This window comes from Mesorhizobium loti, from assembly GCF_013170705.1.
GTDB classification, from domain to species: domain Bacteria; phylum Pseudomonadota; class Alphaproteobacteria; order Rhizobiales; family Rhizobiaceae; genus Mesorhizobium; species Mesorhizobium loti_D.
The window spans coordinates 1,457,807-1,482,883 of the sequence record NZ_CP033334.1; the positions used below are offsets into that span (position 1 = coordinate 1,457,807).

Consider the following 25,077-nt stretch of genomic DNA (forward strand, 5'->3'; position numbering starts at 1 on the left):
TTTTTCTCCCGCATGCCCTATTCCCGAAACCGGGACCACTTTTGGGCGACACGCGTTGATGCTCGAGACCGAGCCTGATCTTTCGACCAGACTTTTTTCGCATATCGATTTTACCCACGGCGCCGTGGTGGCCGTGTCCGGCGGCAGCGACTCGACCGCCCTGCTCCTGCTTCTCAAACAACATCTTGACCGAACCGCGCCCTCCGTGCGGCTGCTGGCCGTGACAGTCGACCATGGCCTTCGGCACGGTTCGGCGGCCGAGGCGCAAGCCGTGGCGAAGCTGTGCGCCGAGCGCGGCATTGCCCACCACACCATGGTCTGGGTCGGAAACAAACCATCGGCCGGCCTACCGGCGGCGGCGCGGGAAGCGCGCTATCGGCTGCTTGCAGAGGCGGCGCGCGCGCATGGCATCGGCCTGATTGTGACCGGCCATACGGCCGACGACCAGGCCGAGACGGTGCTGATGCGGCAGGCGCGGGATGAGCCCCGGGAGTTTGCCGAAACGGCAAGCCGTGGGCTTGCCGGCATGGCACCGGCCACCCTCTACGACTGGCGCGAATGGATCATTCGCCCGCTGCTGGGCACGCGGCGCTCGGCGCTTCGCGATTTCCTGCGGCGTGAACATGTCGGCTGGGCCGAGGATCCGACCAACATCGACGAGGCCTTCGAGCGGCCGCGAATGCGTGCCTCGCTTGCCGGTGACAGTTTCCGGCGTATGGACGATGCGTTGGCACTGGCCAACCAGGCGGCTGTCGAACGCAGGCGGCTTGGCGAAAGCGCCGCCGATCTGATCCGTCGTTTCGCCGGCCAGCCCGCCATCGGCCTTATCCGCCTCGATCCACGCCTGCTTTCGGCCGGCGTCGACCGGGCGGCCATCTATGCGTTGCGTATCTTGCTGGCCACAGCCGGAGGCGTCGCCTTTCTTCCGGACCAGGCGCGCAGCGAGGCTCTGTTCGGCCGGCTGAAGGCCGGATTCCTTTGCGCCACATTGTCGCGGACCGTGGTCGATTTCCGGCGCGCCGGCATCTTCCTGCGGCGCGAGGCAAGGGGATTGCCGCCCACCGCCGCGGCCATCGACAACACCATCTGGGACGGCCGCCGCCACATCACATTGGACGACAGTTCCGGCGCATTGTTGATCGCACCGTTGGGGAGCGCGGCGACGAGACGGCTGGCAGCCGCCAGGGAAGAGACACCGCAAAGCCTGATGCGCGCCGCGTCTGCCACTGAACCGAGCTTATGGCAAGCCGTTGAAAACGCTCGATCGCGAGGCGACGAGCCGGCCCGCCAAGGGTTTGCGGTGCGGCCGGTGGTTGCACCTTTTGCCCGCTTCCTGCCGTCCTTCGATCTGGCGCCGGCGCGGGCCGTCGCCGAACTGATCGGCGCGCCGCCACCTCCCGCCCCGCCTTTCAGCGGCCACAGTGCCGGCTGATGGTGGTCGAAAGCTTAACCCAGACGTGCTGTTCTGCTTGGCAAGGGGAGGCGCTCTCCCTATGTTAGGCCCAAGTTTCCTCTCATGATGCTGTCCGTCCGCGGACACCAACGGGACAATTGATGAATCCGAACTATCGCAACCTCGCGCTCTGGGCGATCATAGCGGTCCTGCTCATCGCTCTCTTCAATCTGTTCCAGACGCCGCAGACGCGTGGGGCTTCGAGCGATGTGCCTTATTCGCAGTTCCTGCAGGATGTCGCGGCCGGCCGGGTCAAGACGGTGACCATCGCGGGTGCCCGCATCACCGGTACCTACACCGACAATTCCAGCGGCTTCCAGACCTATTCGCCCGGCGATCCCCAGCTGGTGTCGCGGCTGCAGGACAAGAACGTCACCATCAACGCGCGGCCCGAGACCGACGGCTCCAATTCGCTGTTCGGCTACCTGATCTCGTGGCTGCCGATGATCCTGATCCTCGGCGTCTGGATATTCTTCATGCGCCAGATGCAGTCCGGCTCCGGTCGGGCCATGGGTTTTGGGAAGTCGAAGGCCAAGCTTTTGACGGAGGCGCATGGCCGCGTCACCTTCCAGGACGTCGCCGGCGTCGATGAAGCCAAGGAAGACCTGGAGGAGATCGTCGAGTTCCTGCGCGATCCGCAGAAGTTCCAGCGCCTCGGCGGCAAGATCCCACGCGGCGTGCTGCTTGTCGGCCCTCCGGGTACCGGCAAGACGCTGCTCGCCCGCTCGGTCGCCGGCGAAGCCAACGTGCCGTTCTTCACCATCTCCGGTTCGGACTTCGTCGAGATGTTCGTTGGCGTCGGCGCCAGCCGTGTCCGCGACATGTTCGACCAGGCAAAGAAGAATGCGCCCTGCATCATCTTCATCGACGAAATCGACGCCGTCGGTCGCCATCGCGGTGCCGGTCTCGGCGGCGGCAATGACGAACGCGAGCAGACACTGAACCAGTTGCTGGTCGAGATGGATGGTTTCGAATCCAACGAAAGCATCATCCTGATCGCGGCCACCAACCGTCCCGACGTGCTCGATCCGGCGCTGCTCAGGCCGGGCCGTTTCGACCGCCAGGTGGTGGTGCCGAACCCCGATATCGTCGGCCGCGAGAAGATCCTCAAGGTACATGTGCGCAACGTGCCGCTGGCGCCCAATGTCGACCTCAAGGTCGTCGCGCGCGGCACGCCGGGCTTCTCTGGTGCCGACCTGATGAACCTAGTCAACGAATCCGCGCTGATGGCGGCGCGGCGCAACAAGCGCCTTGTCACCATGGCCGAGTTCGAGGACGCCAAGGACAAGATCATGATGGGCGCCGAGCGACGCTCGTCGGCCATGACCCAGGCCGAGAAGGAGCTGACCGCCTATCACGAGGCCGGCCATGCCATCCTGGCGCTCAATGTGCCGTCGGCCGACCCGCTGCACAAGGCCACCATCATCCCGCGTGGCCGCGCGCTCGGCATGGTCATGCAGTTGCCGGAAGGCGACCGCTATTCGATGAGCTACAAGTACATGATCTCGCGTCTCGCCATCATGATGGGTGGCCGCGTCGCCGAGGAGTTCAAGTTCGGCAAGGAGAACATTACCTCGGGTGCGTCCTCGGACATCGAGCAGGCGACCAAGCTGGCGCGTGCCATGGTCACGCGCTGGGGCTTCTCCGACAAGCTCGGCCATGTCGCCTATGGCGACAACCAGGAAGAGGTGTTCCTCGGCCATTCGGTGGCGCGTACGCAGAACATCTCGGAAGAGACCGCGCAGATCATCGACGCCGAAGTGCGCCGCCTGATCGACGAGGCCTATTCGACGGCGAAGTCAATCCTGACCAAGAAGAAGAAGGAATGGATCGCGCTGGCGCAGGGCCTGCTCGAATACGAGACGCTGTCGGGCGACGAGATCAAGCAGCTGATCGCCGGCCAGAAGCCCGCGCGCGACCTCGGCGACGACACGCCGCCCAGCCGTGGGTCGGCGGTGCCGAAGTCCGGCGGTCGCCGCAAGAAGGGCCCCGAGCCCGAAGGCGGCATGGAACCGCAGCCGTCGAGCTGAGGTTCGCGCGAGAGAGACTGATCGAGAAACGCCGCGGCTTGGTCCGCGGCGTTTTTGTTTGGATTTCGACTCGTCAGCGATCTTGCGTCCAAAGCTTTGGCGATCGGGAGAAACCCGGGCTCAGCCGATCTCCCCCGTGGGGGGCCCAGTGGGGGAGATTGGCAGCGTCGCCGGCCGCGCGTCTCCCCAGCGCAGAATGGGATTCTTCCTGAAGCCGCCAACGGAAAGCCCGCGAACCTTGCGGCTCGCGGGCCTTTGATTTCTTCAGATGCCGCTGGCGATCAGCTCTTCAGCTTGGCATTGCACAGGCTGTAATAACCGCCGCCCTTCTGGATCCAGCGAAGGCCGTTCAACGTACCCGCCTCCTTGTTGCCGTGATAACCCTGCAGGCACGTCTTCATCCGTGCCTTCGCGGGCTTTTCGGTCTTGAACTCGGCGGCGAGGGTGGTCGGGAATGTCACGCCCGCCGGGGCTACGCTGGGGGCGACCGCCGCGCTGGTTTCCGTTTCCGGCGGCAGCGCGGTTTTGACCGTATCAGCGCTGACACTCTCCGCTGCTGGCGTGGCGCATTTCTCCTTGCGGAAAGCGGCCCAGTCCATGCCGTTCAGAGTGCCGCCTTCCTTGGCTGTCCGATAGGTCTCGCCGCATTCCTTCATCGTCAGTGCACTTGCAGGGGCGACGCCGCAAGCAACCAATACCGTCACAGCCAATACCGCCAATTTCAAACCACGCATAAGACCCTCCCTGGTTGATAACAAGTTTGGCGTCTCTTTGTATATGGTTTGTTCTTCATATGTTCAACCAGAATCTTTGCGGGGCAGCCAACTGTCGTTGTGCAGTGTGAGCGAATTGATGATGCCGACAGCTTCCGTGATATGGAGATGCGGGTAGGGTCGCGGGCGTCTTCGCGCGTAACAAAAAGCCCGCGCATCGCGAGATGCGCGGGCTTTCGTTCGGGGAAAATGGCTACGCGATCAGCCCTTCAGCTTGGCGTTGCACAGGCTGTAGAAGCCGCCGCCCTTCTGGATCCACTTCAGGCCGCCAAGCGCGTTGGCATCCTTGAGCACATAGTACTGGTCGAGGCAGGTATGCATGCGGCCCTTGCCGGGGGTCTCGCTGGCATACTTAGCCGAGATCGCGGACGGGAAGGTGACGCCCTTGGGCGCAACCGTCGTCGGCTTTGCCGGCTCGTTGGTGTAGTTCGCTTCGCTCGGAGCAGGCACGCTGTCGTCATCCGAGGCGGCGGCACCGCACTCGGCCTTGCGGAAGTCGTTCCACTTCTGGCCCTTCAACGTGTTCGCCGTTTTGGCCGCCTGGTACTTGGCGCTGCACTCGGCCATGGTCAGGCCCTTGCCGTCGGCGGCAGCAGCGGCCTTGGTGGTCGCCGGCTTGGTGGTGGCGGCGGCGGCGGATGCGCCGGCGGCGCACTCGGCCTTGCGGAAGTCGTTCCACTTCTGGCCGTTCAGCGTGCCGGCGGCCTTGGCCGCCTGGTACTTGGCGCTGCATTCCTTGGCCGTCAGGCCCTTGGCGGCGCTGTCGTCAGCGGCCGCTGCCTTGGCGGCCTTGGCCGGCTTGGTCTCGGCCGCCTTCTTCGTGTCGGCCGGCTTGGTGTCCGTGGTGGCAGCCGCGTCGGTGCCGCACTGCGCCTTGCGGAACTGGTTCCAGGTGGCGCCAGCAAGTGTCCCCGCGTCCTTGGCCGCGTTATATTTCGTGCTGCACTCGGCCATCGTCAGCGCGTTGGCTGGCGCAGCCAGGAACAACGTCACTACGGCGAGGCCGGTCAGAGTGGCAAGTCGGTGGATGAGCATAGCGTTTCTCCGTTGCTGCAGCCCATTATACGTCCCTGCGAATCAATAACGCTCAACGATCGGTTGCGCCAGATGCTAAGTGAGGTATATATCGCCGGAGGGCCGATCCTCCCGATAAGGTGATGAAATCATTGCCCCTTGCCGGGCTGGAAACAAGATTTTCCGCGTGCACCCGCGCCGAATAGCTCGCATAACTGGTATGTTGCAGTGCTACAGTTCCATCATGTTACGCTGGGCGTTCTTGTGTGCGGTGCACAACAAGGATTTTCTAAGGATTGGTAACATATAATCACACAATGTGATCATGGCGGACCTCCCAATTGTGGCATGAGACGCCGGCAAAGAACCGTCAGGGAATCTAACCAGCATGGCAGGGAATTACTTCGGCACGGACGGCATTCGCGGACGCGCCAACAAGTTTCCGATGACCGCCGAAATCGCCATGCGTGTCGGCATGGCTGCCGGCCTTTCTTTCCAGCGCGGCAGCCACCGCCATCGTGTCGTTCTCGGCAAGGACACCAGGCTTTCCGGCTACATGATCGAGAATGCCATGGTGGCCGGTCTTTGCGCCGCCGGCATGGATGTGTTCCTGCTCGGCCCGATTCCCACGCCGGCTGTCGCGATGCTGGTTCGTTCGCTGCGCGCCGATATCGGTGTCATGATCTCGGCATCGCACAACCCCTACTACGACAACGGCATCAAGCTGTTCGGACCAGACGGCTACAAGCTCTCCGACGAGATCGAAGAGCGCATCGAGAGCATGCTCGACAAGGATATCGAACTCTCACTCGCCGATTCCGACGGGCTTGGCCGGGCCAAGCGCGTCGACGGCGTGCATGACCGCTACATTGAATTCGCCAAGCGCACCTTGCCGCGCTCGATGTCGCTTTCGGGTCTGCGGATCGTCGTCGATTGCGCCAACGGCGCGGCCTACAAGGTGGCGCCCGAGGCGCTGTGGGAGCTTGGCGCCGAAGTCGTGGCCATCAACGTCGAGCCCAACGGCTTCAACATCAACAAGGAATGCGGCTCGACCCATCCGGCCGGCCTGCAGAAGAAGGTGCATGAAGTGCGCGCTGATATCGGCATCGCGCTCGATGGCGATGCCGACCGTGTCGTCATCGTCGACGAGAATGGCGCGATCGTCGATGGCGACCAGATCATGGCGCTGATCGCCGAGTCCTGGCACCAGAGCGGACGGCTTGCCGGCGGCGGCGTCGTGTCGACGGTGATGTCCAATCTCGGTCTCGAACGCTTCCTCGGCGACATGAAGTTGCAACTCCACCGCACCAAGGTCGGTGACCGCTACGTCGTTGAACATATGCGCGCCCATGGGCTCAATGTCGGCGGCGAGCAGTCGGGCCACATCGTGCTGTCGGATTTCTCGACCACCGGCGATGGCCTCGTGTCGGCGCTGCAGGTGCTGGCCTGCATCAAGCGGCAAGGCCGCCCGGTCAGCGAGTTGTCGAAGAAGTTCGAGCCGGTGCCGCAACTTCTGAAGAACGTTCGCATCGCCGGCGGCAAGCCGCTCGAGGAAGCTCCGGTCAAGGCCGCGATCGAGGATGCGCGCAACCGTCTCGGTAAGGCCGGCCGGCTGGTCATCCGTCCTTCCGGCACCGAGCCGCTGATCCGGGTCATGGCCGAGGGCGACGATCCGCAACTGGTCGAGGCCGTCGTCAACGACATCGTCGAAGTCATATCGGAAACCCGCAGCGCCGCCTGATTTCCGCCGCCCCCAGGGCGTCATAGCCGCCTCTGCCGCATACAGGCCCGCCTTCCGGCGGGCTTTCTTGTTGGCCGGAGAGCCGGTCTCCGGTTGTCGAAACTAGCTTCTGAATCCCTTGGATTTTAGCGATTCGTGGTTAATCGACAGGGTTAAACGCGTTTTAACTTTTGCAATTCATTATCCACGCCTGAAAGCCAATCTCATTCGGACGCGATCGCGTTACGAGGGTTCCTAGGGGTGACAAGCATGTTCAATACAGCAAGAAAGGCCCTGTTCGCGTTGCTGTTCGCGGGCCTTGCCTGGCCAGTGTTCGCAGCCGACCTGCCAGAGCCGCAGGTCGAAGAAGCGCCGCCGCCCGTCTACGAGCAGCCGGTCGACGTCGGCGGCTGGTATATCCGCGGCGATATCGACTATCACAAGTCGAATCTGTCCGGCATCGACTATATGACCTATACCGTCGACCCCTGTAATTGTACGGTGACGCCGGGCAGCAAGAGCTTCGACTATGGCAAGCTCAAGGGCGGCTTCTCGCTCGGCGCCGGCGTAGGCTACAAGATCAACGATCACTTCCGCACCGATTTGACCGCCGACTACTGGTTCAAGTCGAATTTCAGCGGTCAGACAACGGGCACGGCTGGCGGTTCGCCAGTCTTGGTCTCGTCGGCTGAGTCGTCGAAAATGAGTGCCCTTTTGCTGCTTGCCAACGCCTATGTCGACATCGGTACCTGGCACGGCATCACGCCCTATGTAGGCGCTGGCATCGGCGGCGCGCGTGTCAAGTGGGATACTGTCTATGACCCGACCCCGGGCGCTACCGAGCGCAATACCGGTGCATCCAACTGGCGTTTCGCCTACGCCTTGATGGCCGGCGCGTCCTACTGCCTGACCGACAAGGTCATCCTCGATGCCGGCTATCGCTTCTCCCATATCCAGGGTGGCCGCATGTTCGAGTGGGATGTGACCAGCTCCGGCCCGGGCTTCGACCGCGGCATCAACACCCACGAGGTGCGCGGTGGCCTGCGCTATCAGTTCGGCGGCAACAATGGGTGCGCGGCACCGGTGGTGGCCTACCAGCCCGAACCCGAGCCGATCTACACCAAGTAAGAAATCCACTGCTTCGAATATACGTGGAACCGCCCGGCCTGGCCGGGCGGTTTTCGTTTGAGCTGCCGCCAATGAAGTGCCCAGGCAGGCAAAGACAATTTAGGACGTCATGCATTAGCGATAATGAATTCGCTAATGCTCTGTTAGCCTTAACCGCGACTTAACCACTATGGTTAACAATGGTCCTTGAAACGATGGCTGCCGCTTTGATTGCAAGCGCCGCCAAATCCGGGAGTCGGGGACCATGACACTCACATCGCGTATTGTGCTGACGCTTGCCGGATTCGGGCTTTTGCCGCTGACGCCAGCATTGGCCGCCGACTATGATCCGCCGATCTATGTCGACCAAGCGCCCGACTACGTGCCGGTCGAGGTCGGCTCGGGTTGGTATCTGCGCGGCGACGTCTCGTACCTGGCGCAGAAGAGCTTCGAGAATGGGGATTTCACCTTCCCGTCGGCGATCAACAACGAGAACTTCAGCGAGAGCGAAGACGCATATTTTGCGAGCGTCGGCTTCGGATATCATTTCAACGATTACCTCCGCGCCGATGTCAACTTCGGCTATTTGCCAGGTAACAAGGCCAGCTTCGGCTATGACGATACCACGACCGCACCGGCTGGAACGTCGATCGCGGGATCGGGAAACCTGAAGAACTATGCGTTCTCAGGCATACTCAATGGCTATGTCGACCTTGGCACCTATGTCGGAATCACACCGTATGTCGGCGCGGGTGTCGGTGTAGTTAGGAGCAAGCGCAGCGTCTCGGCGAGCTACACCGACGAGGCTGACCCCACCAACGATTTCACCCTTAATGATAGCAAGACCCAGTATTCCCTCGCCTATACGCTGAATGCGGGCCTTGCCTACCAGGTGACGAAGAACGTTTCCGTCGATCTGGGCTATCAGTATTTTTCCGCCCCGAGCGCGGAGTACGTGACGGCCGAAAGCCTGACCTCCTTTCCGGTCAAGAAGGGGATCAGCAATCACCAGGTCAAGGTCGGGCTGCGCTACGATCTCTGGTAGGCCTGCGGCAAACCACGACCTCGGCGGCGGATCCCTGCGGTCCGCCGTTTGCGTTTGAAATCACGCAATCCTGATTGCTGATCGCCGGTATCCCGGCAGCGACAAAAACTTTCCTCTTGACGCCCGAAGCCTGAACGCATATCGCCGTCCGTGGGCCACCCCTCCCCAACGAGGGGCCACTATCTGGAAGGATAGACCACGATGACGACGCATACGAAGCCCGGACTCCGTCCGGCAAACCCCAATTTCTCCTCAGGTCCCTGCGCAAAACGTCCCGGCTGGTCGGTCGAGGCGCTCAAAAATGCCGCGCTCGGCCGTTCCCATCGCGCCAAGATCGGCAAGACCAAGCTCGAACAGGCGATCGAGCTGACGCGCGAAATCCTCCAGGTCCCGGCGGACTACCGCATCGGCATCGTGCCGGCGTCGGACACCGGTGCAGTCGAGATGGCGCTGTGGTCGCTGCTCGGCGAGCGCGGCGTCGACATGGTCGCCTGGGAAAGCTTTGGTTCCGGCTGGGTCACCGACGTGGTCAAGCAGTTGAAGCTGCCCGACGTGCGCAAGCTCGAGGCCGGCTATGGCGAATTGCCGGATCTCACCAAGATCGACTTTGACCGCGACGTGGTCTTCACCTGGAACGGCACGACGTCTGGCGTGCGCGTGCCGAACGGCGATTTCATTCCCGCCGACCGCAAGGGCCTGACTATTTGCGACGCGACTTCGGCCGCCTTCGCGCAAAGGCTCGATTTCGAAAAACTCGATGTCGTCACCTTCTCCTGGCAGAAGGTGCTGGGCGGCGAGGGTGCGCATGGCATGCTGATCCTGTCGCCGCGTGCCGTTGCGCGGCTGGAGAACTACAAGCCCACATGGCCGCTGCCGAAAATCTTCCGCCTGACCTCGGGCGGCAAGCTGATCGAAGGCATCTTCAAGGGCGAGACCATCAACACGCCGTCGATGTTGTGTGTCGAGGACTATCTCGACGCACTCCTTTGGGCGAAGTCGATCGGCGGCCTCGATGCGCTGGTCGCAAGGGCGGATGCCAATGCCGCCGTGCTCGATGGCTTTGTCGGCAAATCCTCCTGGCTGGGCCATCTTGCCGTCTTGCCGGCGACGCGGTCGAATACTTCGATCTGCCTGTCCTTCACAGATCCGGATATCGCGGCGCTCGACGCCGACGGACAGGCGGCTTTCGCCAAGGGTCTTGTGTCGGCGCTCGACAAGGAAGGGGTCGCCTACGACATCGGCTCCTACCGCGACGCGCCTCCCGGCCTGCGCATCTGGTGTGGCGCGACCGTCGAGACCTCCGATCTCGAAGCGCTGCTGCCCTGGCTCGACTGGGCCTTCGCGGCACAGAAGGCGTCGCTGAAAGCGGCTGCCTGAGATTTCAGTGGCGGCCCGCGGGCCGCCCATTCCCGGATCAATCCCATTTTTCAAGGAGGTCGCCATGGCGCCCCGTGTTCTCGTCTCCGACAAACTCTCTCCCACCGCCGTACAAATCTTCAAGGATCGCGGTGTCGAGGTCGACTATCTGCCCGATCTCGGCAAGGACAAGGAAAAGTTGCTCGAGGTGATCAGCCAGTATGACGGCCTCGCCATCCGCTCGGCGACCAAGGTCACCGAAAAGCTGATCAACGCCGCCACCAGGCTCAAGGTCATCGGACGCGCCGGCATCGGCGTCGACAATGTCGATATCCCGGCGGCGAGCCGCAAGGGTATCATCGTGATGAACACGCCCTTCGGCAATTCGATCACGACGGCCGAGCACGCCGTGGCGATGATCTTCGCGCTCGCCCGCCAGATCCCGGAAGCCAACGCCTCGACCCATGCCGGCAAGTGGGAGAAGAACCGTTTCATGGGCGTCGAGATCACCGGCAAGACGCTGGGCGTCATCGGCTGCGGCAACATCGGTTCGATCGTCGCCACGCGTGGCGTCGGCCTGAAGATGCATGTCGTTGCCTTCGATCCGTTCCTGTCGGACAAGCGCGCCGAGGAGCTCGGCGTCGACAAGGTGGAGCTCGACGAGCTCTTCGCCCGCGCGGACTTCATCACGTTGCACACGCCGCTGACCGACAAGACGCGCAACATCATCGATGCCGGGGCAATCGCCAAGATGAAGAACGGCGTGCGCATCATCAATTGCGCCCGCGGCGGACTGGTCGTCGAGGCCGATCTGATCGCGGCTCTGAAGAGCGGCAAGGTGGCGGGCGCCGGCATCGACGTGTTCGAGGTCGAACCGGCCGAGCAGAACCCTCTGTTCGGCATGGAAAACGTGGTGGCCACGCCGCATCTCGGCGCCTCCACGGCGGAAGCGCAGGAGAACGTCGCGCTGCAGGTCGCCGAACAGATGTCGGACTACCTGATCAAGGGCGCCGTCTCCAATGCCATCAACATGCCGTCGATCACGGCGGAAGAAGCGCCGCGGCTGAAGCCGTTCGTCAAGCTCGCCGAAGTGCTCGGCGCCTTTGTCGGCCAGGTCACCGAGGATCCGATCAAGGAGGTCGAGATCCTGTTCGACGGCTCGACCGCGACGATGAACACGCGCGCGCTGATCAGTGCCGCCCTTGCCGGGCTGATCCGGCCGCAGGTCGCCGACGTCAACATGGTTTCGGCGCCGATCATGGTGAAGGAGCGCGGCATCATCGTCGCCGAGGTCAAGCGTGACAAGTCGGGCGTATTCGACGGCTACATCAAGCTCACCGTCAAGACCGAGCACATGACGCGTTCGATCGCCGGCACCTGCTTCTCCGACGGCAAGCCGCGCTTCATCCAGATCAAGGGCATCAACCTCGACGCCGAGGTTGGCCAGCACATGCTCTACACGACCAATGCCGACGCGCCCGGCATCATCGGCCTGCTTGGCACGGTGTGCGGCGAGAATGGCGTCAACATCGCGAACTTCCAGCTTGGCCGTAACCGGCCGGGCGGCGACGCCATCGCGCTGCTCTATCTCGATGCGCCGTTCCCGGAAAAGGTGCTGGAGCAGGTGCGGGCGCACACGTCGATCGACTCGGCCAAGCGGCTGCAGTTCGACGTGGGCGGGGTCTAGACCTGGTATCCTCATAACCGGCAAGCGTATCCTCCTGAAACGCGGCCCGCGTGCTTTGGCAAGCACGTGGGCCGTTTCAGTTTTGGCAGCTCGTGCCACCTCGAGGCGAACGTTGGCTTGCCTGTTTCCTGGCAATTTCGGCGTTCGTGCAGCTATGTTTAACCTCCGGCGAGCAGCGGAGCCAGTCCAAGGATCACCTTTCATCTCCCGGTAAATTAGGAAGCCCGACAAGCAGAAAGCCTGGCTCACTCTAACGATTTTGTGATCTGCTTGACGATCCCGCTTTCTTTCCTCACTTTGTCATCTATCGACTCGCGTGAATTAAACTTTACTAGTTTCATCATGATTTGTGCGCCCTTTTTAGAGGTGCGCCCGTTGTTGTCGAGGTGTCGACGATGGACCATCACAATACTGTCCGACTGAACCGACGTCTTTTCCTGTCTTCAGTCGCGATGTTTACCGTGACGGCTACCTCGGCCGGCCTTGCCCGCTCGTTCTCGGGGTCCTTGCCTTGGGCGCCCATGTCGGCCAATCCGCCGATGCGGGTCGTCCCTGGCGGCTGGCAATTCTTCTCGCCGCAGGAGGCGGCCCTGGTCGAGGCTATCGTCGATCGTCTCGTTCCCGCCGACGATCTCAGCGTGGGCGGCAAGGAGGCCGGCTGCGCCGTCTATATCGACAGTCAGTTGACGGGCGCGTTCGGAACTTCAAGCCGGCTCTACACGCAAGGGCCGTTCCTGCCGGGATTGCCCACGCAGGGATATCAGGACGAGGCCAATCCCGCCCAGCGTTACCGCGCCGGGCTCGCGGCCATAGACGCTTTCCTGAAGCAGCGGGACGGCAAGACATTTATCCAGCTTCAGCCGGCCGAGCAGGATGCATTCCTGACCGACATGGAGGCTGGAAAGGTCGAATTGCCTGATGGCGTCAAGGCCGCCGGCTTCTTCGGACTTCTGTTGCAGAACACCATGGAAGGGTTCTTTGCCGATCCGGTCTATGGCGGCAACAAGGACATGGTGTCGTGGCGCATGCTCGGCTTTCCCGGCGCGCGCTATGATTATCGGGATCATGTCAGCAAGCACAATCAGCCTTATCCCAGGCCGCCCGTGTCCATCGAGGGCAGCCCGGAATGGCGTGTAAAAAGGAGCTGACCCATGACGACGATCCTGCCCCGCAAAGATGTCGTCATCGTCGGCCTCGGCTGGACCGGGTCAATTCTCGCGCATGAATTGACCGATCAGGGGCTGGACGTGCTGGCAATCGAGCGCGGTCCGTGGCGTGACACGGCAACCGATTTCAACATCGGCTATGCGCAGGATGAGTTGCGCTACAGCGTTCGGCGCGACCTGTTCCTGCAGCCCGCCGTGGAAACCATGACAATGCGCAACGATACGTCGCAGACGGCACTGCCAATGCGCGATTTCGGGTCCTTCCTGCCCGGCAACGGTGTCGGTGGCGCAGGCGTGCACTGGAACGGCCACACCTGGCGCTTCTGGGATTCAGACTTTCAGATCAAGACCAACCTGACACGGAAATACGGGGCGGCAAGGATCGCGGACCTTCAGGTCGAGGACTGGGGCGTGACCGGTGCCGAAATGGAGCCCTACTACGACCAGTTTGAATATCTGGCGGGAATTTCGGGCAAGGCCGGCAATATCAAGGGCAAGTTGCAGGAAGGCGGCAATCCGTTCGAGGATCCAAGGGCGCGGGACTATCCGAACCCGCCGATGGAGATGACCTACGCGCCGACCCTGTTCGCCAATGTTGGCCGCTCGATCGGTCTGCACCCGTTCCCGACGCCGTCCGCCAACATGTCACGGACCTATGTCAATCCGCTTGGCATCACCATGGGGCAGTGCACCTATTGCGGTTTCTGCGAGCGTTTCGGCTGCGCCAACTATTCCAAGTCGAGCGCCCAGACCACCATCCTTCCCGTGCTGATGAGGAAGGCCAATTTCGAGGTCCGGACAGACAGCGAAGTGCTGCATGTCGATCTCGCCGCCGGCGGCAAGTCGGCGCGCGGCGTGACCTATGTGGACTCCTCGGGGCAGGAATTCTTCCAGCCGGCCGATCTCGTGCTGTTGTGCGCCTACGGCCTGCACAATGCGCGATTGATGATGCTGTCGGGCATCGGCAAGATCTACGATCCCGCCACCGGCGAGGGAACGGTCGGCCGCAATTACTGCTACCAGACCAATGCCGGCGCGCAGGTGTTCTTCGACGACAAGAATTTCAATCCGTTCATCGCCGCCGGCGCGCTCGGCCAGACGATCGATGACTATAATGGCGACGCCTTCGATCATGGAGCGCTCGATTTCGTCGGCGGCGCGGGCATCAACTGCATCCCGACCAACGGGCGTCCGATCGGGACGAGGCCAACGTTGCCCGGCACGCCGAAATGGGGCAGCGCCTGGAAGAGGGCGACCGTCGACGGCTACAAGAGCACGCTCGGCTACTCGTCGCAGGGCAGCAGCTACGCGACGCGCACAAATTACCTAGATCTCGACCCGACCTACAAGGATCGCTTCGGCCGGCCGCTGATGCGCATGACGTTCGATTTTCCCGACAACGATATCCGCATGTCGAATTATGTCAGCGACCGGATGGAGGAGATCGCCAAGGCGCTTGGCGGCAAGCAGTACAACGTCAATCGTCTCAAGAAGGGCTGGAACAGCGTCCCCTATCAAAGCACCCACAATACAGGTGGCGCCATCATGGGGACGGATCCGAAGAAGAGCGCGGTCAACAGCTTCCTGCAAAGCTGGGACGTGCCCAACGTCTTCGTCATCGGGGCATCGGCCTTTCCACAGAATGCCGGCAAGAACCCGACCGGAACGGTAGGCGCGCTGGCCTTCCGTGCCGCCGACGCCATCCGTAACCAGTATCTGCGCAATCCCGGTACGCCGCTGGTGCAGGCATGAGGAGGCTCGCCGTCACGCTTGCCGCCGGCGCCGCGCTTCTGGCGATTGCTCCGGCAATCGCAGCCGACCAGGCGGACCAGATCATGCGCGGCCAGTACCAGGCCGTTCTCGGTGACTGCGCGGGCTGTCACACAAGGCCAGGCGGCAAGCCGCTCGCCGGCGGCCTGCCGCTCGAAACGCCGTTCGGCGCACTGGTGCCTCCCAACATCACCCCCGACCACGAAACGGGCATCGGCAATTGGTCGGAGGCCGATTTCCGCAGCATGATGAAGTCAGGCATCGGCCACGATGGCGTGCGGCTCTACCCCGCCATGCCATACCCCGCCTATACCAGGATGAACGAGCAGGACATTTCAGACCTGTGGGCCTACCTCACCACGGTCGAGCCGGTGTCCAACAAGGTCGAAGCCAATCAACTGCCGTTTCCTCTGAACATCCGGCTGGCGATGTGGGGCTGGAATCTCCTCAACTTCACCGAGGACGGCTTCAAGCCGGACCCTTCCAAGTCGGCGGAATGGAATCGCGGCGCCTATATCGTGCAGGGGGCCGGGCACTGCGGCACCTGCCATACGCCCAAATCCTTCCTCGGAGCCGACCAGGATAGCAGCTTCCTGCAAGGGGCATCGCTGCAGGGCTGGTTCGCGCCCGACATCACCAACAATGCCCAATCCGGCCTGGGGAAATGGTCGCAGGATGATGTGGTCAGCTACCTCAAGACCGGTGTCAACGCGCATTCGATCGCGTCCGGTCCGATGGCCGAGGCCATCGAAAACTCGACCTCGAAAATGACCGATCAGGACCTCAAGGCGGTGGCCGTTTATCTCAAGAGCCTGGGCCCGGACACTGCCATTGTGCCTGTACCGAAGCCCGACGAAGCGCGCATGATCGCGGGCGAGGCGATCTACCATGACAATTGTTCGGCTTGCCATGGAGCCGATGGTGCCGGGGCCGGGGCGCTTTTCCCGGCGCTGGCCGGCAACTCGATCGTCGCGCAGGGCAATACTGAAACGCTTGCCCGGGTGATTCTCGCCGGAAGCCAGGCTGTCCATACGGCCAGCGCACCAACGACACCGGCCATGCCCTCGCTGGCGTGGCGCCTGAAGGATCAGGAAATCGCCGACGTCTTGACCTATGTGCGCAGCAGCTGGGGCAACTCAGCTCCGGCGGTTTCATCCGACGATATCGCGTCGGTCCGCAAGGAATTGCCGCAGTAGCACGTTATCGAAATCGGCGGTCCAGCATCGCCACCTTTCGCCCGCTGTATTCGGCAAGCGCGATGCCGCCCAGCACGAGGACCAGCGCCAGTGCCTGATAGAGCTGGAACGTCTCGCCGACGATCAGCACCGAAAGCAGCGTGCCGAAGATCGGCACCAGGTTGATGAACAGGCCGGCGCGGTTGGCGCCGATCAACTCGTTGCCCCTGATGTAGGTTACCTGCGAGATGACGGAAGCGCCGATCGCGGTATAGACGATCACCGTCCAGCCGCGCGCGTCGGGCGCGACGGCCTTGCCGGCGGCGACCTCCCACAGGAGGAAGGGCAGCGAGGTGATGAGCGCGGCGACTGCCAGGGACAGCATCAGGCTCTGCCAGTGCATCACCGGCTTCAGCCGCAAGCCGACCGTATAGCCGCTGTAGAGGACAACCGCGACCAGCATGATGGCGTCGCCGAAATTGAGCTCCAGCGTCAGCAGCCGGCGCGGGTCGCCGTGGCAGGCGGTCAGGATCACGCCGGCGATGGTCAGCACGACGCCGGCAATCTGCGCCCAACTCACACGCAGGCGGAAGAAGATGAAGTTGGCGAGGATGATCAGGACCGGCATCGCCGCCTGCTCGATCGAGACGTTGATGGCAGTCGTGTAGTTGAGCGCCGTATAGAAGATGGTGTTGAACAGGGTGAAGCCGCTGGCCCCAAGTGCCGCCAGCACCAACCAGTGCCGGCGCACCACCGGCCAATCCTGCCGGATCGTGCGCCAGCCGACCGGCAGCAGGATGGCGACTGCCAGCACCCAGCGCAGGAAGACCAATGTCATCGGCGAGACGTGATCGACCGCCAGCTTCCCGGCCACCGAATTGCCTCCCCACAGCAAGGTGGTGAGCAGCAGGAATATGTAGGCGCTTCGATGCATCGCGGAATTCCGGCCGCGGCGGGTGTGCCGGGGTGTTTGCCGGCCTATTGCCCCCGCCAGCCCAAGTAAATGATGTCAAAGCCGAAAATTGTTGTGCCTCAGGGCATTTTAGGCGGCAAAGAGAGGTCGCACTCGCGAGGTCTTGACGCTATAGAGGCCTGTCGTTTCGAACCATATCCAGGCCGCTCGGCGGCATCTCAAGGGAAAAGAAACATGGCCAATGTGGTGGTCGTCGGCTCGCAGTGGGGTGACGAAGGCAAGGGCAAGATCGTCGACTGGCTGTCGGAGCGCGCCGATGTGGTGGTGCGTTTCCAGGGTGGCCACAATGCCGGCCACACGCTGGTCGTCGACGGCAAGGTCTACAAGCTGTCGCTGTTGCCGTCCGGTGTCGTGCGGCAGGGCAAGCTGTCCATCATCGGCAATGGCGTGGTCTTCGACCCGCATGCTTTCGTGGCCGAAGTGGCGAAACTCAAGGCGCAGGGCGTCGAAGTGGCGCCGGATCGCCTGAAAATAGCCGAAAACACGGCGCTTATCCTGTCGGTGCACCGGGAGTTGGACGGATTCCGCGAGGACGCCGCCTCAAATTCCGGAACGAAGATTGGCACGACCCGCCGAGGTATCGGTCCGGCCTATGAGGACAAGGTGGGTCGGCGCGCGGTGCGGGTGATGGATCTGGCGGACTTGGAAACGCTTCCCCTGAAGGTCGACAGGTTGCTGACGCATCACAATGCGCTGCGCCGTGGGCTTGGCCACGCGGAAGTCACGCATGACGCGATCATGGCGGAGTTGACGTCGGTCGCGGATGAGATCCTGCCCTATATGGACCGCGTCTGGAAAATTCTCGACGACAAGCGCCGCGCCGGCGAGCGCATTCTGTTCGAGGGCGCGCAAGGCACCCTGCTCGATATCGATCACGGCACTTATCCCTTTGTCACCTCGTCCAACACGGTGGCTGGGCAGGCCGCCGCCGGCTCCGGTGTCGGTCCGGGCGCCATTGGCTATGTGCTCGGCATCACCAAGGCCTATACGACGCGCGTTGGCGAAGGTCCGTTCCCGACCGAACAGAAGAACGAGATTGGCGAATTCCTCGGCACGCGCGGTCATGAGTTCGGCGTCGTCACAGGGCGCAAGCGCCGCTGCGGCTGGTTCGACGCGGTGCTGGTGCGCCAGGCGGTCGCCGTCAACGGCATCAAGGGCATCGCGCTGACCAAGCTCGACGTGCTCGACGGGCTGGACGAAATCAAGGTCTGCACCGGCTATCGCCTCGATGGCGAGATGATCGACTACCTGCCGGCCAGCCAGGGCGCGCAGGCCCGTGTCGAGCCGGTCTACGAGACGCTGGAGGGGTGGAAAGGCACCACCGCAGGCGCGCGCAGCTGGAACGACCTGCCGGCACAGGCGGTCAAATATGTCCGCTACATCGAGGAGTTGATCGGCGCGCCGGTAGCACTCCTCTCCACCAGCCCGGAACGGGATGACACGATACTTGTGACCGATCCGTTTCAAGACTAGTTTCTGAAGCCTTTCCGGGCATCGCGGCTGATTTGCGGGGGCCGGCGCGGAAGCAAAATACAGGTCGACTGAAGCATGGCAGATTTCGTTGCTATTCTGAAAAAGGCGCTCGACAAGCACGGTGACGAGACGCCCGAGAAGCGTACGCGCATCTATGACAGCGTTCGTACCATGCTCGCCAAGAAGCTTGCGGACTATTCGCCGCCGCCGGCCGCCGAAGCCATAAACATGCAGAAGCGCTCGCTGGAAGACGCTATCGCGGTCGTCGAGCGGGACTATGCCAAGAGCGTGCCGGAAACAGACCCGCTCGCCGAGCTGGAGCACATCTTTTCCTCCATCGACCGCAACAAGAACCAACCGAGCCACACGCGCCAGCCGGTGAAGGCGGAGCCGGTATGGCCGGCGCCGCCAGCGCCGCCCGCCGCCAAGCCGGAACCCTACCGGCCGGCACCACCGCCCGCCGCCAAGGCCGAGCCGAGCTGGCAGAAGCCCACGCCGGTGCAACCGGCGGCTCCAAACCTTGCCGACCATGCCTTGCCGGGCATGGATGCGGACCAGGACGATGACCGGGCCGATGTCTTCGCGAATGACGAAGAGCCGGAGGCGGGCGATACCTTCCAGCGCCTGCGTCCAGCCGAACGCAAGCGCAGCTATGGCGGGCTGATCGCCGCCGTCGTCGCCCTGTTGGTCGTTGCCGGCGGCGGCTATGGCATCTGGCTGAACAAGGGCGCCTTCAGCAGGATGCTGGGCCTGGACGGCGGCAAGGTTGTCGCCAAGACCGAGCCGGTGAAACCGGCGCCGGCCAAGCCGGCTAGCGACGCAGCGGCGACGCCACCGGCACCGGCAGCCGGCGCCGAAGGAACCAAATTCACGCAGCGCCTGACGCCTGAAGGCGGCGAAACCGATCCCGGCCCGGCCGGCGGGCAGAGCGGCATAGGCGAGGGTGAATCCGTCGCCGCGCTGACGACGCCACCTTCGGCGACCACCGCCCCGGCGGCTCCGCCACCGGTCACCGGCGCGCCGGCCGCAGCTGCACCCGCCGCGGCCGCGCCCGCCGCGACCACGCCCGCGCCGGGTGCCGCGCCCGCGACACCGCCCGCCAACGGAACCGCACCCGCGGCGCCGGCCGATGCCGCCGCCACACCGCCGCCCGCGCCGGCGGGCGCTACGCCCGCGGCACCGGCGGCCGCTCCGGCGACGGAGGCCTCGGTACCGGTCGGCCAGAAGGCGATCTTCTATGAGGAGCGCACCAGCACGGCACAGGGGTCGGCCGAGCCCGGCAGCATCGTCTGGTCGCTGGTGCAGGAATCGCCGGGTGGCGACCTGCCGCCCGAGCCGGCGATCCGTGCCGAGGCGACCATCCCCGGCAAGGACATCCAGTTGCGCATGACCATCCGCCGCAACACCGACCAGACGCTGCCGGCCAGCCATATCATCGAGATGATCTTCCTGACGCCCGACGGTTTCGAAGGCGGCGGTGTCGACAACATCCTGCGCGTCGCCATGAAAAGCTCCGAACAGGATGCCGGCAGCCCGCTGATCGGCATCCCGGCCAAGATCGCCGACGGCTTCTTCCTCGTCGCGCTCAATGACACCAAGGCCGACGAGGACGCCAACATGACCCTGTTGCGCGGCCAGGACTGGATCGACGTGCCGGTGGTCTACAAGACCGGACGGCGGGCACTGCTGACCATGGAAAAAGGCATTCCCGGCGAGAAGGTGTTCGACGAGGCGATCAAGGCCTGGCAGGCGAAGACGGCGGGCTGAGAGAGCGGCGTAACGCTCGCCTTTGTTCAGAAGCCCTGGAACAGCATGTCGAGCGCGGCGACGATGTCGTCGTGATATTTCGTCAGGTTCAGCCGGCTTTCACCCAATTCGCTCGCTGGAACGGTGGCAATCAGGTGTGTCGCCATGACCAGCTTCCGGCCATTGACCTCGAAGATCGGATGAAGTTTTCGCATCGGCGGCGGCACCGCTGCGATCGGAAGAAGCGGGATGACTAACCGTGTCTTGAAATTGTCGAGCAGGTCGGATTGAACGTCGAGCACATAGTTGCCTTCGATACGGCCAGCGAAGACATCATAGCGTGCCATCAGAACTGTCGGTACTCTTCCAAAGGAATGCCGTTCTTTTCGACGTAGTCGTTCCAAGCATCCATTGTGGCCCGGTTCTCAAGCTTCCAAAGCCGTGTTTTTTCCGCAGCCACAGCCTCCGCGATGCCAGCTTCCGCGGCGCGTGAGACATTCACGTCAAGCCCCTTGGCTTCCCTCATGAGGTTCGAGTCGATCGACAGATTTGCAGGCTGACGGATCGCATTCAAGGCAATCTTACGCATAATGGCCTCCGCAACATGCGCATAATGTATGCGCATTCTTGCACGGGAGCAATAATGGAGTGGCTCTGGCTGGTGGTCCCGGTTTCCGCCATGGCTCTGGGCGTTCGTCGCTTCAATCGACAAATCGTTGTCGATTGATCGGCCTACGGCCGAACGCTCCTCACCCCTCCATCTCTTCCCGTAGCATCTCCAGCTCCAGCCACTCTTCCTCGAGCGCGGCCAGCGTCGCGCGTTCCTTGTCGAGGGCGGCGATGGTCTTCTGAAACGAGGCCGGGTCGCGCTCGTAATAGGCCGGGTCGGCGATGTTGTTCTCCAGCCGCGAGATCGACGCGGTCACCGCCTCGATCTTCTTCGGCAGCGATTCCAGGGCGAATTTCTGCTTGAACGACAGTTTTTTCGCGGGCCCTTTTGGGGTTGCCGGTTCGCTCTTGCCCGCCGCCGGCGTATCGGCGGCTTCCGCCTTGGCGCGGGCCTTGCGGTCATCGAGCCGGGTGCCGCCGCGCTGCGCCAGCATGTCGGAATAGCCGCCGGCATATTCGACCCAGCGGCCGCCGCCGTCCGGCGCGATGACGCTGGTCACGGTGCGGTCGAGAAAATCTCGGTCGTGGCTGACCAGTATGACGGTGCCGGCAAAACCAGCGACCAGTTCCTGCAGCAGCTCCAGCGTCTCCATGTCGAGATCGTTGGTCGGTTCATCGAGCACCAGCAGGTTTGCCGGCCGCGCGAGCACGCGCGCCAGGATCAGCCGCGCCCGCTCGCCGCCGGACAGTTCGCGCACCGGCGTGCGCGCCTGCTCCGGCTTGAACAGGAAATCCTTCATGTAGGAGACGACATGGCGCTGCTCGCCATTGATGACGAGGTTTTCGCCGCGCCCGTCGGTGAGGTATTGCGCCAGCGTCTCCTGTGGGTCGACCGCCTCGCGCTTCTGGTCGAGCGTGGCGATTTCCAGATTGGTGCCGAGGCGCACCGAGCCGGCGTCCGGCGGCAATTCGCCGGTCAGCATCTTCAGCAACGTGGTCTTGCCGGCGCCGTTCGGCCCGACGAGGCCGACACGGTCGCCGCGCTGGATGCGGGTCGAGAACCCCTTGACCACGGTGAGATCGCCGAAGCTCTTCTCGATGTTTTTTGCTTCGATCACCAGCTTGCCGGATTCGGCTGCATCGCTCGCCACCATGGTGGCGTTGCCTTCGGCGCCGCGATGGCCGCGGAAGCGCTGGCGCATGGTCTGCAACTCGCCGAGGCGGCGCATGTTGCGCTTGCGCCGCGCCGTGACGCCATAGCGCAGCCAGTGCTCCTCGCGCACGATCTGGCGGCCAAGCTTGTGCTGCTCGCGCTCTTCCTCTTCCAGGATGAGATCGCGCCATTCCTCGAAATGGCCAAAACCCTTGTCCAGCCTGCGGGTCTGGCCACGGTCGAGCCAGACGGTGGCGCGTGACACGCGTTCGAGGAAGCGGCGGTCGTGCGAGATGACGATGAGCGCCGAAGAGGTGCGGACGAGCTCTTCTTCGAGCCATTCGATGACGGACAGGTCAAGGTGGTTGGTCGGCTCATCAAGCAGCAGAATGTCGGGTTCCGGCGCCATGACGCGGGCGAGGGCTGCGCGCCTGGCCTCGCCGCCTGAGAGATCGCCCGGCCGCTCTTCGCCCGACAATCCAAGATGCTCCATCAGATAGGAGGCGCGGTAGGGATCGTCGGCGGGCCCGAGGCCCGCCTCGACATAGGCGCGCACGGTGGCGAAACCTTCCATGTCGGGCATCTGCGGCAGATAGCGGACCGTCGCCGAGGGTTGGCGGAAGACTTCGCCGTCCTGCGGCTCGATAAGGCCGGCGGCGATCTTCAGCAGCGTCGACTTGCCGGAGCCATTGCGGCCGACCAGCGCGATCTTGTCGCCGGCCGAAGCGGTCAAGGCGGCGCCGTCGAGCAGTGGCGTGCCGCCGAAGGTCAGTTTTATCCCGTCGAGATTGAGAAGAGGCGGGGCCATGTCAGCTTTCGGGCAAGGGATAGGGATGGACGAGCAGCAGCGCGCGGCCATGGCCGAGCGCGATGTCGAGGCGGCCCCCGGTCTCGTCGAACTTGACCTCGTTGGAGATGGTCAGTGATGAGCCGAAGGCCACCTCGACCTGGTTCAGCGGCCATTTGGCTCCGGTGACGGTCAGGCCGGCAAGTTCGGAAAAGCCGAGGATCGAAAATAGCGTGCCGTCGGCATAGTCGAAGCCGGCCTTTCCCAACAGCAGGGGCACGCCTTCCTGGGCGCCGCTGGTCAGCAGCACCTCCGTTCCGGCCTCGGAAAGGCGCAGGGCGAGCGCCAGATGCAGGAAGGCATGGTCGGCGCGCTTGCCGCCAAACGCGCCCGCCAGCACAAGGCGGGTCGCGCCGCGCTCAAGGGCCGCCGCGATCGCCAGTTCTCCGTCGGTCTTGTCTTTTTCCGCCGGGAAGGTCTGGCGGGGCACCGCGGCGAGGTCGGCGGGCAGGTCGGCCGGCACCGAATCGAAATCACCTACCCACAATTCCGGCACAAGGCCGAGCAGCCTGGCGTGGCCGATGCCGGCGTCGGCGGCGATGACGCGTGAGCCCTCGACCTGGCGGTCGAGCCGGGGCGTGCGGATGAGATTGCCGCCAAGCAGGATGGTGAATGTGCTCATATCCGGTGGCCTGTACCAGCCCGGCGGCGGAAACGGAAGGCGGCAAACTCCCACTTGCGCGGTTCCTCGGCCGGGCCTATGTGTCGAAACGCTCTAACGGGGTGCCGGACGCGATCTTTCGCGGACCGGCTGAGAGGCAGTCTCGCCAACCCGCTGAACCTGATCCGGTTTGTACCGGCGGAGGGATTAGACGTTTCGGACAGTCCGACGCCTCAATTCCTTGTCACGCGAACGAAGGAGGCGCCGATGCGCACGCTTTTATACTCTCTTGTCTCAGCCATGGTCGTTGCGTTGTCGGGGCCGGCCTTGGCCAAGGACAAGCTCACCGTCTACACCTATGAAAGCTTTACCGCCGACTGGGGTCCAGGTCCCGTGGTTAAGAAGGAGTTCGAGGCCGAATGCGGCTGCGACGTCGAGTTCGTCTCGGTCGCCGATGGCGTGGCGCTGCTCAACCGCGTCAAGCTCGAAGGGGCGTCGACCAAGGCCGATATCGTGCTTGGCCTCGACACCAATCTCACCGCCGATGCCAAGGCTAGCGGGTTGTTCGCGCCGCATGGCGCGGTAAGCGACGTCAATGTGCCGGGCGGCTGGAGCGACGATACTTTCGTTCCGTTCGACTACGGGTATTTCGCCGTCGTCTACGATACCGAGAAGCTGAAGAGCCCGCCCAAGAGCCTGAAGGACCTGGTCGAAGGCAGTGCCGACGACAAGATCGTCATCCAGGATCCGCGCACCTCGACGCCGGGCCTCGGCCTGTTGTTGTGGGTGAAGTCCGTCTATGGCGACAAGGCGCCGGAGGCCTGGGCCAAGCTCAAGGCCAAGGTGCTGACCGTGACGCCCGGCTGGAGCGAGGCCTATGGCCTGTTCACCAAGGGCGAGGCGCCGATGGTCCTGTCCTATACGACGTCGCCGGCCTACCACATGGTCGCCGAGAATACGCAGCGCTACCAGGCGGCTTCCTTTGAAGAGGGCGAATACCTGCAGATCGAGGTCGCCGGCATCACCACGACCGGGGCCAGGAACCCGCTGGCGGCAAAGTTCATCGCCTTCATGACCGGACCGAAATTCCAGGACGCGATCCCCGAGACCAACTGGATGTTCCCGGCCGGCAAGACCGACAAGCCGCTCAACCCGGCCTTCGACAGGCTTGTCAAGCCGACCAAGACCTTGCTGTTCAGCCCGGAGGAGGTCGCGGCCAACCGCAAGCCCTGGGTCGATGAATGGCTGGCGGTGATGAGCAAATGAACGCGCTCTTCACCCTCCCCCTTGTGAGGAGGGTCGATCCGCGCAGCGGAGCGGGGTGGGGGCTGCGACACTGAGCACTGCCTCACCCCCACCCAGGCTCGCGGACACCGCTT

Annotated in this window: 20 protein-coding genes and 1 riboswitch; of the genes, 13 read left to right on the forward strand and 7 right to left on the reverse strand. The window is 63.4% G+C overall.

The window, feature by feature from the left end; translation table 11 throughout:
• Positions 1-58: 58 nt before the first annotated feature.
• Together tilS and ftsH are read left to right on the forward strand one after the other, a co-directional pair.
• On the forward strand, positions 59-1,432 hold the full coding sequence (gene tilS / locus EB815_RS07090; RefSeq protein WP_056575455.1) for a tRNA lysidine(34) synthetase TilS: 1,374 nt from the start codon (positions 59-61) through the stop codon (positions 1,430-1,432).
• 122 nt (positions 1,433-1,554) lie between these two features.
• Positions 1,555-3,483 carry an ATP-dependent zinc metalloprotease FtsH gene (ftsH, locus tag EB815_RS07095; protein ID WP_056575458.1) on the forward strand — a complete coding sequence of 643 codons (1,929 nt, stop codon included), beginning with the start codon at positions 1,555-1,557 and terminating at the stop codon, positions 3,481-3,483.
• Between the two features lie 281 nt (positions 3,484-3,764).
• On the opposite strand, the gene EB815_RS07100 is transcribed toward ftsH, so the two are convergent.
• Complete coding sequence (locus EB815_RS07100; protein WP_065005507.1) at positions 3,765-4,217, reverse strand: hypothetical protein; 453 nt, start codon at positions 4,215-4,217, stop codon at positions 3,765-3,767.
• 240 nt (positions 4,218-4,457) lie between these two features.
• Complete coding sequence (locus EB815_RS07105) at positions 4,458-5,291, reverse strand: hypothetical protein (protein ID WP_056575464.1); 834 nt, start codon at positions 5,289-5,291, stop codon at positions 4,458-4,460.
• A gap of 367 nt (positions 5,292-5,658) precedes the next feature.
• On the opposite strand from EB815_RS07105, the gene glmM reads away from it, so the two are divergent.
• From glmM to EB815_RS07145, 8 genes are all read left to right on the forward strand, one after another.
• Positions 5,659-7,011 carry a phosphoglucosamine mutase gene (gene glmM, locus EB815_RS07110; RefSeq protein ID WP_056575467.1) on the forward strand — a complete coding sequence of 451 codons (1,353 nt, stop codon included), beginning with the start codon at positions 5,659-5,661 and terminating at the stop codon, positions 7,009-7,011.
• A gap of 249 nt (positions 7,012-7,260) precedes the next feature.
• The gene (locus EB815_RS07115) at positions 7,261-8,118 is read left to right on the forward strand and encodes an outer membrane protein (RefSeq protein ID WP_056575471.1); all 858 of its coding nucleotides are present in this window, start codon (positions 7,261-7,263) and stop codon (positions 8,116-8,118) included.
• A 244-nt stretch (positions 8,119-8,362) separates the two neighbouring features.
• Positions 8,363-9,142, forward strand: coding sequence for an outer membrane protein (locus EB815_RS07120; protein WP_056575473.1), 780 nt, complete (start codon positions 8,363-8,365; stop codon positions 9,140-9,142).
• A 201-nt stretch (positions 9,143-9,343) separates the two neighbouring features.
• Positions 9,344-10,519: a phosphoserine transaminase gene (locus EB815_RS07125; protein ID WP_056575476.1), complete on the forward strand. Its 1,176-nt coding sequence runs from the start codon at positions 9,344-9,346 to the stop codon at positions 10,517-10,519.
• Positions 10,520-10,583: 64 nt separating this feature from the next.
• Entirely contained in the window at positions 10,584-12,185 is a 1,602-nt protein-coding gene (gene serA, locus EB815_RS07130) for a phosphoglycerate dehydrogenase (protein WP_056575479.1), read from the forward strand.
• Positions 12,186-12,637: 452 nt separating this feature from the next.
• Positions 12,638-13,333 (forward strand): gluconate 2-dehydrogenase subunit 3 family protein, encoded by a 696-nt coding sequence (locus tag EB815_RS07135; RefSeq protein WP_244494133.1) that lies wholly within the window; start codon positions 12,638-12,640, stop codon positions 13,331-13,333.
• 3 nt (positions 13,334-13,336) lie between these two features.
• A complete protein-coding gene (locus EB815_RS07140) occupies positions 13,337-15,103 on the forward strand; it encodes a GMC family oxidoreductase (protein ID WP_056575485.1) in 1,767 nt (588 codons plus the stop codon).
• Positions 15,100-16,317, forward strand: a complete 1,218-nt coding sequence (locus tag EB815_RS07145; RefSeq protein ID WP_056575487.1) for a cytochrome c — start codon at positions 15,100-15,102, stop codon at positions 16,315-16,317. The genes EB815_RS07140 and EB815_RS07145 overlap by 4 nt, the downstream gene beginning before the upstream one ends.
• A 4-nt stretch (positions 16,318-16,321) precedes the next feature.
• On the opposite strand, the gene EB815_RS07150 is transcribed toward EB815_RS07145, so the two are convergent.
• Positions 16,322-17,230, reverse strand: a complete 909-nt coding sequence (locus EB815_RS07150) for a DMT family transporter (protein WP_056575492.1) — start codon at positions 17,228-17,230, stop codon at positions 16,322-16,324.
• A 213-nt stretch (positions 17,231-17,443) separates the two neighbouring features.
• Here EB815_RS07150 and EB815_RS07155 point away from each other — a divergent pair, with 213 nt between their 5' ends.
• Positions 17,444-18,742 (forward strand): adenylosuccinate synthase, encoded by a 1,299-nt coding sequence (locus EB815_RS07155; RefSeq protein ID WP_056575495.1) that lies wholly within the window; start codon positions 17,444-17,446, stop codon positions 18,740-18,742.
• Between the two features lie 75 nt (positions 18,743-18,817).
• Positions 18,818-20,509: a hypothetical protein gene (locus tag EB815_RS07160; protein WP_056575497.1), complete on the forward strand. Its 1,692-nt coding sequence runs from the start codon at positions 18,818-18,820 to the stop codon at positions 20,507-20,509.
• A 26-nt stretch (positions 20,510-20,535) separates the two neighbouring features.
• On the opposite strand, the gene EB815_RS07165 is transcribed toward EB815_RS07160, so the two are convergent.
• From EB815_RS07165 to EB815_RS07180, 4 genes are all read right to left on the reverse strand, one after another.
• A complete protein-coding gene (locus EB815_RS07165) occupies positions 20,536-20,835 on the reverse strand; it encodes a CcdB family protein (protein ID WP_056575500.1) in 300 nt (99 codons plus the stop codon).
• Positions 20,835-21,077, reverse strand: a complete 243-nt coding sequence (locus tag EB815_RS07170; RefSeq protein ID WP_056576468.1) for a type II toxin-antitoxin system CcdA family antitoxin — start codon at positions 21,075-21,077, stop codon at positions 20,835-20,837. Before EB815_RS07170 ends, EB815_RS07165 begins: the two co-directional genes overlap by 1 nt.
• Before the next feature lie 160 nt (positions 21,078-21,237).
• Positions 21,238-23,058, reverse strand: coding sequence for an ABC-F family ATP-binding cassette domain-containing protein (locus tag EB815_RS07175; protein ID WP_056575503.1), 1,821 nt, complete (start codon positions 23,056-23,058; stop codon positions 21,238-21,240).
• Between the two features lies 1 nt (position 23,059).
• A complete protein-coding gene (locus EB815_RS07180) occupies positions 23,060-23,719 on the reverse strand; it encodes a thiamine diphosphokinase (protein WP_056575506.1) in 660 nt (219 codons plus the stop codon).
• A gap of 87 nt (positions 23,720-23,806) precedes the next feature.
• Positions 23,807-23,922: riboswitch (TPP riboswitch) on the forward strand.
• A 43-nt stretch (positions 23,923-23,965) separates the two neighbouring features.
• Between EB815_RS07180 and thiB the strand changes: the two genes are divergently transcribed.
• Positions 23,966-24,964 carry a thiamine ABC transporter substrate binding subunit gene (thiB, locus tag EB815_RS07185; protein WP_056575509.1) on the forward strand — a complete coding sequence of 333 codons (999 nt, stop codon included), beginning with the start codon at positions 23,966-23,968 and terminating at the stop codon, positions 24,962-24,964.
• The last annotated feature ends 113 nt before the right edge of the window (positions 24,965-25,077 follow it).

Bases quoted from the DNA above. Each gene is read 5' to 3' on its own strand.
- tilS (WP_056575455.1), top strand. From the start codon at position 59: ATGCTCGAGACCGAGCCTGATCTTTCGACCAGACTTTTTTCGCATATC.
- ftsH (WP_056575458.1), top strand. From the start codon at position 1,555: ATGAATCCGAACTATCGCAACCTCGCGCTCTGGGCGATCATAGCGGTC.
- EB815_RS07100 (WP_065005507.1), bottom strand. From the start codon at position 4,217: ATGCGTGGTTTGAAATTGGCGGTATTGGCTGTGACGGTATTGGTTGCT.
- EB815_RS07105 (WP_056575464.1), bottom strand. From the start codon at position 5,291: ATGCTCATCCACCGACTTGCCACTCTGACCGGCCTCGCCGTAGTGACG.
- glmM (WP_056575467.1), top strand. From the start codon at position 5,659: ATGGCAGGGAATTACTTCGGCACGGACGGCATTCGCGGACGCGCCAAC.
- EB815_RS07115 (WP_056575471.1), top strand. From the start codon at position 7,261: ATGTTCAATACAGCAAGAAAGGCCCTGTTCGCGTTGCTGTTCGCGGGC.
- EB815_RS07120 (WP_056575473.1), top strand. From the start codon at position 8,363: ATGACACTCACATCGCGTATTGTGCTGACGCTTGCCGGATTCGGGCTT.
- EB815_RS07125 (WP_056575476.1), top strand. From the start codon at position 9,344: ATGACGACGCATACGAAGCCCGGACTCCGTCCGGCAAACCCCAATTTC.
- serA (WP_056575479.1), top strand. From the start codon at position 10,584: ATGGCGCCCCGTGTTCTCGTCTCCGACAAACTCTCTCCCACCGCCGTA.
- EB815_RS07135 (WP_244494133.1), top strand. From the start codon at position 12,638: ATGTTTACCGTGACGGCTACCTCGGCCGGCCTTGCCCGCTCGTTCTCG.
- EB815_RS07140 (WP_056575485.1), top strand. From the start codon at position 13,337: ATGACGACGATCCTGCCCCGCAAAGATGTCGTCATCGTCGGCCTCGGC.
- EB815_RS07145 (WP_056575487.1), top strand. From the start codon at position 15,100: ATGAGGAGGCTCGCCGTCACGCTTGCCGCCGGCGCCGCGCTTCTGGCG.
- EB815_RS07150 (WP_056575492.1), bottom strand. From the start codon at position 17,230: ATGCATCGAAGCGCCTACATATTCCTGCTGCTCACCACCTTGCTGTGG.
- EB815_RS07155 (WP_056575495.1), top strand. From the start codon at position 17,444: ATGGCCAATGTGGTGGTCGTCGGCTCGCAGTGGGGTGACGAAGGCAAG.
- EB815_RS07160 (WP_056575497.1), top strand. From the start codon at position 18,818: ATGGCAGATTTCGTTGCTATTCTGAAAAAGGCGCTCGACAAGCACGGT.
- EB815_RS07165 (WP_056575500.1), bottom strand. From the start codon at position 20,835: ATGGCACGCTATGATGTCTTCGCTGGCCGTATCGAAGGCAACTATGTG.
- EB815_RS07170 (WP_056576468.1), bottom strand. From the start codon at position 21,077: ATGCGTAAGATTGCCTTGAATGCGATCCGTCAGCCTGCAAATCTGTCG.
- EB815_RS07175 (WP_056575503.1), bottom strand. From the start codon at position 23,058: ATGGCCCCGCCTCTTCTCAATCTCGACGGGATAAAACTGACCTTCGGC.
- EB815_RS07180 (WP_056575506.1), bottom strand. From the start codon at position 23,719: ATGAGCACATTCACCATCCTGCTTGGCGGCAATCTCATCCGCACGCCC.
- thiB (WP_056575509.1), top strand. From the start codon at position 23,966: ATGCGCACGCTTTTATACTCTCTTGTCTCAGCCATGGTCGTTGCGTTG.